The sequence below is a fragment of the Alishewanella longhuensis genome (assembly GCF_014653435.1).
Taxonomy (GTDB): domain Bacteria; phylum Pseudomonadota; class Gammaproteobacteria; order Enterobacterales; family Alteromonadaceae; genus Alishewanella; species Alishewanella longhuensis.
In genome coordinates this window covers 399,295-405,902 of record NZ_BNAO01000001.1, presented here as the reverse complement: position 1 = coordinate 405,902, position 6,608 = coordinate 399,295, and the positions used below count along the sequence as shown (strand labels likewise).

9 protein-coding genes are annotated in these 6,608 nt (G+C 44.8%); 3 read left to right on the top strand and 6 right to left on the bottom strand.

All coding sequences use genetic code 11. From position 1 onward, the window contains the following. A partial coding sequence (locus IE163_RS17710; RefSeq protein WP_229833394.1) for a LytR/AlgR family response regulator transcription factor occupies window positions 1–360 on the top strand: 360 nt, incomplete at its 5' end. A gap of 89 nt (window positions 361–449) precedes the next feature. On the opposite strand, the gene IE163_RS01695 is transcribed toward IE163_RS17710, so the two are convergent. From IE163_RS01695 to IE163_RS01670, 6 genes are all read right to left on the bottom strand, one after another. Further along, window positions 450–776 (bottom strand): YceK/YidQ family lipoprotein, encoded by a 327-nt coding sequence (locus IE163_RS01695; RefSeq protein WP_189429481.1) that lies wholly within the window; start codon window positions 774–776, stop codon window positions 450–452. Between the two features lie 216 nt (window positions 777–992). Next, window positions 993–1,811 (bottom strand): substrate-binding periplasmic protein, encoded by an 819-nt coding sequence (locus IE163_RS01690; RefSeq protein WP_189429479.1) that lies wholly within the window; start codon window positions 1,809–1,811, stop codon window positions 993–995. Window positions 1,812–1,835: 24 nt separating this feature from the next. Next, window positions 1,836–2,636 (bottom strand): GNAT family N-acetyltransferase, encoded by an 801-nt coding sequence (locus IE163_RS17930; RefSeq protein ID WP_189429477.1) that lies wholly within the window; start codon window positions 2,634–2,636, stop codon window positions 1,836–1,838. A 46-nt stretch (window positions 2,637–2,682) separates the two neighbouring features. Continuing rightward, complete coding sequence (locus tag IE163_RS01680) at window positions 2,683–3,075, bottom strand: MAPEG family protein (RefSeq protein ID WP_189429475.1); 393 nt, start codon at window positions 3,073–3,075, stop codon at window positions 2,683–2,685. A 10-nt stretch (window positions 3,076–3,085) separates the two neighbouring features. Next, the gene (locus IE163_RS01675) at window positions 3,086–3,706 is read right to left on the bottom strand and encodes a hypothetical protein (protein ID WP_189429472.1); all 621 of its coding nucleotides are present in this window, start codon (window positions 3,704–3,706) and stop codon (window positions 3,086–3,088) included. 84 nt (window positions 3,707–3,790) lie between these two features. Next, window positions 3,791–4,348 (bottom strand): histidine phosphatase family protein, encoded by a 558-nt coding sequence (locus IE163_RS01670; protein ID WP_189429470.1) that lies wholly within the window; start codon window positions 4,346–4,348, stop codon window positions 3,791–3,793. 169 nt (window positions 4,349–4,517) lie between these two features. Here IE163_RS01670 and IE163_RS01665 point away from each other — a divergent pair, with 169 nt between their 5' ends. After that, window positions 4,518–5,933: a sensor domain-containing diguanylate cyclase gene (locus IE163_RS01665; protein ID WP_268248608.1), complete on the top strand. Its 1,416-nt coding sequence runs from the start codon at window positions 4,518–4,520 to the stop codon at window positions 5,931–5,933. Between the two features lie 34 nt (window positions 5,934–5,967). Continuing rightward, window positions 5,968–6,591: a DUF2799 domain-containing protein gene (locus IE163_RS01660; protein WP_189429465.1), complete on the top strand. Its 624-nt coding sequence runs from the start codon at window positions 5,968–5,970 to the stop codon at window positions 6,589–6,591. The last annotated feature ends 17 nt before the right edge of the window (window positions 6,592–6,608 follow it).

Genomic DNA, 6,608 nt, shown 5'->3' with positions numbered 1-6,608 from the left:
ACGGCGCTTAACAAAGTGCGACGGCGCATAACCAGTGCCAAGCTGCCTGCAGAGCCTTATATAGTGCTGAAAGTTGACCGGGAAAAACGTAAGTTTCTACTAAATGACATCAGCTTATTCGAGGCCTACGGTAACTATGTCAAAGTATGGCAAGGTGAGCAGATGACACTGGTTAGCAGCACCTTAAAACAACTAGTACAACAGCTGCCGGCGCAGCAGTTTGTGCAGGTACATAAATCCTATGTAGTAAATAAACAGAAAGTTTTAGCCGTAGATAATGAACAACTTCGGCTGGACGGCAAGCAGCAAATTAAAGTGGGTAAACTATATAAGCATTGTCTGACAGGGTTATTGTCATAGCGTTACCAAACTAAGTCATCGACAAGCATATCGTTGATACCGCTGGCCCAATACAGCGCATAATAGTTACAACGAACCTAAGTGCTAAACTAATTTACCTCAATACTGCCATGCTGACTTTGCGTATAAAGGGTATAGGGCAACACTACGGTATCGGCAACCAGCGAGAAGGTACCATCGATAATAAAAAACGGTACGTTGTTAAAGCTGCTACCTAAGTTTTCCTGACGGCTGGGCTCGCCATTAAGTTTGCATAAGTTAAAGGCAAAACCACTGTAGACCCGCGGGATTTCTTTACAATAACTTTTCTTGCCGTAGTGCTCAATCACAACATGGGTAGTGCTGGGCGGTAGAGTTTTGACGGTAGCGCATGCCGACAACGACAAAGCAATTCCCACAATCAACATAACTTTCATTCGCTTATCCATCAATCTAAGTCGCTACTGAGCTGAGCTTAGTTTAAGGTGACATAAAAGTAAACAGACATTTGCAATGATGAATCTTATTAATTTTAATTTAGATACGCTATCTATAACGAAAATAAGCGTATCTACAGAGGTGTCTGTTCCACATTAGCAAAAAAGGGAAAACAGTCAGATGAGATGCAGTTAACCTTTCTAGACAAACGTAAATTAGGGTTGCAAAGGTTGATAAAAGGAACCAGATTCCGCCGTGGTCAGGGTATCAAAGTAATCATCATAGCGACCATTGGCTCTAAACTCTTGTAATAACGTATTAAACAATAAATTTAGCGCTTCGCTCTGTGGATTAGTTTTAGGAAATAATAAAAAGCTTTGATTAACCAGTAAGGGTTGCGGATGATGGGTAATGCTATTGGCAATATCGGGCAAACGTTGTTGTAACATATGATAGCCAACGCTGATCTCTTCCGCTACGACATCTACCCGCCCAAGCGCCAAGCGCTGGAAGTTTTGTTCTACGGTTCCAACGATGTCCAAGCCAATAATGTGGTTTTTAACTGCTGCATCAAAGTTGGGGCCATAACTATAGCCACTCACGCCACCCACTATCATGCCTTGTAGATCGGTCAGTTGCTGCCAATAAAAGGGTTGGCTCTTCCGGTAGAAAAATACAAATTTCTCATTCAGCACCGCAGCACTGTAAAGAAAATTTTTTGCCCGATCATCCGCAAACATCCAAACAGCCGTAGCCGCATATTTGCCATTAACCGTATCATGCATCGCCCGGCTCCAAGGCAAAAAAGTAAATTGCACACTGATCTGCGCTTCGGCAAAAATATCGCGGATCAGGCGGGCAATCACGCCTTGTTCGGGTAGTTCAGCACCTAAGAATGGCGGCCATTCACCAGTACTAATCTCAATTGAAGTTGGGAGGATTGGATTGGACTCTTCAGCCTGAAGCTCTGTACACTGCCCCAAGAACCACAGCAAACCAAGCACTAGCCAAATACTATCTAAACCGGATCTCACCAAAATACAGACATCCTACTAAGATTAACTTGCCGCATAAAACCAGACTTGGGTGATTAAGCCTTGCTCAACTTGATACACCACGGCAACCTCAGAGGGCTGCTCTGATATACCGCTAACAAGTTCATGTTCGATTACTTTGTTGCCCACTACCATACGTGAAAGCACCTTTGCCTGTAAAGCTGGCAAAGTGAAACGCTCTCGTCCATAAAATTGGCTAAAAGCCTCAAGCCCCTGTAACACCGGACTGCTTGCCGGCATACGAAAAACCTGTACCTCTGGATGATAACAACGCACAAAAGCGGCCAGATCCTTAGCATTATAGGCCTCTAACTGACGACTTACCGGCTCGGTGACATCTGGTGGCGCGCCCAGATCTTTCATCATATAAGTACTTAATGGATCTTCAGTATAGTCGGCAAAAGGGCCACAGTGCACAAAGCCAGCACTTTCATAAAGGCGGCGCGCCGGCAGAAAAAAATCCATCGACCCAGTTTCCAAATACAGCTTAGTAATGCCCATAGCTGCAGCAGCTTGCTCCAGGTGCTGCAATAAAGCGCGCCCTACCCCTTTGCCGCGCGCTTCAGGGACACTGCGCATCGACTTAATCTCGCCGATTGTTGGACTATGTTGTTTTAAAGCGACACAACCTAATAAGCTGTCTGCTTGCCAGAGCGTCCAAAAATTTACATCTGGCGCTTTTAATTTACTGATATCTAGGGCATGCACGCTTTCCGGTGGTGAAGTGGCATACATATCGGCCAAATGAGCCTCAAGTAGGGCGATAACAGCGGGAGACTCCAGTGGATCACGAATAATCTGCATAAAGTTGTTAATCTTCTAATAATTATTACTTGAACATGCTTTAGTGTTAATAAACCGAACGCACTAACACTAAAACTAATATCGCTAAAGCACTTAGCGTCAAGACACCAAAGGTAAGCAGCATACCCCATACTCTAAACTGCAATGGCTCTTTCGTCTGACTGACACCATAGGCATGGCTTAACCGACCAAGCACTAACATGCTCCCCAGCACGTGCAACCAAGGAGCCGCTAAGCCATTAGTTTCCGCCAAGAACAATAAGATTAGCGCTATAGGGGTATATTCTGCAAAATTAGCATGGACTCGGATCGCACGCTCTAACGCGCTATGCCCTCCAGAGCCCAGCGCTACCTGCAACTGACGACGCTTGGTAATTACCGCCAGACTTAAAATGATAAACAGCAAGGCCAGCAAAGCCGCATATATCCCAGTAATCATTAAATCTTTCCTATTGTGTATAGTAATCTGCTGCTAATTGTTGTTTAAAACTGATACTCTGCTCCTGACAATAGCTGAATAACCGCTCCAGAATAGTAGTCTCCAATTGCTGCTGTTGCTTAAGCGACACCGCGAACTCGGCTAGCTGTCGTATCGTGGGAATGTGCTGTTCCCCCAGTATCACTGCCAGAAGATTATCAATAGTTACTGGCTGTGCTTCCAACATACTAAAGCTTTGCACTACCAAGGTTGTTGCATCGCCACAAGCCGTTAACTCCGGCGGAGTCGCACCGTTTTCTGCAAAAAAAGAAGAGTCTTGTGTCAGTTCAGATAAACTAAAACCAGTACAACGCTGCTGTACTTGCTGAGTAATAGCTGTTTCTGGTAAACCTTGTTGCTGTAGCTGATACGCGAGTTCAGCCAGTTGATAAGCCGTACTCCCTGGAATTAAGCCAAGATTATTCGCCGTTAAATTAAATGGGTAGCCCATTTGATACCAGATACCACTGCCCATAACCGCGGCAGGAACTTGTAATTGGCAATGTAAGGCTTGCTCTGCATTTCGGGCTACAACTGGATTAGATAAACCTAAAACGACCAACAGGCTGCTATAGAAAAAAAAGTTCGCCATCGCTCTTCATCCCTTTGTGGCGTTCAGATCTAAGTAACTACTTTTATACCCAAACAAAAGGCCGCTAGCAATGCAAACTGACGATTATAGGTCGGCTAAACTAACTTGCGCTAATACTCTGGCAGGATAAGTCAACGGTAAAGCCACTAGAGCACCGGCAGCAGATTGCGGAAAAATGCCTGTTAGCTCGGTAAAATTAACCTGATGAGTAATCAGTATTATTGGTTCTGGACTGATGTTAACTGAAAAATACTGCAGCAGTGCCTGAGTTTGTGCTTGGGCATCACCTCTGCCCGCAAAAAACGAATTTAAGGCAGGTAAAGGTTTTACCTCGGCAATAGCCATAAGTTGCGCAGTTTCTAAACAGCGACACCACTGGCTGCTATATAAACGAAATGAGCCATCATGCAGTTGCCGCAGTTTTTCGCCCCAGGCCTTCGCTTGTTGTTGGCCCTGCTGGTTCAGGTTGCGCTGGGAGCGGCAATCATCCAACACAAAACCTGCAGGGTCGCCCACGCCAGGCGCCAGCGCATGACGTAATATTAACACTGCCTGACCGTCGCGCCAGGCTTGCCAAGCCGCAGCGGTATCCGTCGCTGCAACCGGAAAGGAGCAAAATAATAAACAAAACAAAAAGCGCATAGTTGGCCCTTTTTAAGCTTTTTTAATTTTACGGGACAGCCAGAGTTATAGATGAGTTTAAATGCTCTTATTACTGTATTGCCTCTGAAATTTAGTGTTTATTCAAGTAGCTTGCAACGGTGTTCTGTATTACATTACTCACTAATATGATCGTACGGACACGAATATTTTGTTACGGAAACCGCTTACCAATATTTTTTTCTTAAGCCTGATACTGATGTTAGGCTGGGTTTTGCTTTATCAGGGTGCCCGATTACTGGAATATAGCCCTCATGCCAGCCTTTGGTATCCTCCTGCAGCATTAAGTTTTGCCGGCATGGTTTTACTTGGCATAAAACTCTTCCCTGCGTTTTTTTCTATTTGCTTATTGATGAGCATATTGCATTTCCAACAAAACCAGGCTGCTGAGCCTGTAGCCTACCTAACAACCGTATTACCCGCGCTTGCACACGCAGGTAGCTATTTATTGGGTGCAATGTTGTTACGCTTGCTCATTCGCACAAAAAAAGTCAATTATACTGGTTTAGTCGTAGCCTATTTGCTACTTGCGGCAATAGCGGCTTTTTTAGCTGCTTTTACGGGATCCTGGTCTCTGCAATTCGCCGGCATTATCGATAATGCAGAGCGGCAAAGTATCTGGCTAAGCTGGTGGATTGGAGACTTGGTTGCTTTAATTACGCTGAGCCCATTATTTATCTTGCTACTAGATAAAAGATCTCTAAAACTTTTAAAAACTCAAGCCCCCTCTTTGTTCGATAGTCACGCCAATCCTTTCACAGGTTTTGTTATCAAAGTGAGCATTTGTTTACTATTTCTGAGTGTGAGCATGCTGCTAGCTCATCAAATCAGAACACTAGAGCTTTCCTTTTTTATTTTATTTTTAAGCCTTCCAGCCATGTGGCTGGTATACACCGAATCTGTTTGGCGCAGTTTTAGTTGTTTAGCTTTAATGAGCTTAACTATTGTTTGTTTAATGGCCGCGTTAAACTTATTGGAATTTGCGGCAATCTATCAATTCACGATGGCGATGATTGCAGTTTCGATGCTCTATGGCACCGTAGTGCCGCTATTACAAACGACCAATCAACAGCTACAGCTAAGCCTGCAAACTGATATGCTCACCGGCGTTTTAAGCAGACAAGGCTTTATTGAGCAAGCTGAAATGCTGATAGCTCACACCAATCGGCGTAAAGATCGGATTTGCTTGGCCGTGCTTGACCTTGATCATTTTAAAGAAGTTAATGATGTACTAGGTCATCAAGTGGGCGATAACGTTTTGCAGCAAGTATGTCGCAAACTAGAACAACAACTACGCCAAGATGACTTATTGGGACGCTTTGGTGGCGACGAACTCATGCTATTGTTACCCAACACCTCAGCAAAAGATGCTCTAGCACTTTGCGAGCGCTTAAGACTCAGCATTGAACAGCTACACATTGCAGTCCTTGATAAACAGGTTAGTATTAGTATCGGCGTCTGCGAACAAAAACCATTAGAAAGTTTTAGCCAACTCTTTGCCAGAGCAGATCAAGCTTTATTTCACGCGAAACAAGCTGGCCGGAATCAGGTTTACTGTTCAGCATAACGTAGCAAAATAACAATACGAAGGTTTAGCAACGATGCAGAAAACTCATATCACTCTGGCCTTAGGCATCTTACTGGCGTTATCTGGCTGCGCCACCTTAGATCAAGCGGGTTGTCTAACTGCTGACTGGCGCACCCTGGGGTTTGAAGATGGCCTAAAAGGCCGCAATGAAAGCCATATTCGACATTATCGGCAGGACTGCGCCAAACATGGTGTGACGCCTGATTTAGACAGCTACCGTGCCGGTCACTATGAAGGCTCAGTGCAATTTTGCACCGCCAAAAATGGCTTTTTGCAGGGTATGGAAAACCTTACCTATCAAAATAGCTGCCCGGCGGAGTTTACAGATGCCTTTATGCTGGGCTACCGCGATGGGCAAAGTGTGTATCAGGCAAGAAGTACTCTGGACAATGCCCGTGTTGAACTTAGACAATTAACCAGTGATATTACGGATTTAGAAAAGCAAATTAGCGCACTTAACGAAAAGTTAGTCGCCGATGGCCTAAGCCGTGAGCAGCGGGTAAGCATACGTGATGAACTGGCCAAGAGTAATGAAGCCCTGGGAAAAGCCAAGCTAACCCGTGACGAGTTAACTGCCGCTATTATCGTGTTTCAACGCGAACTAGACCGTTTAAATGCTTATGCACCGCGCTACTAAAGGTTGCTGCTGACTGT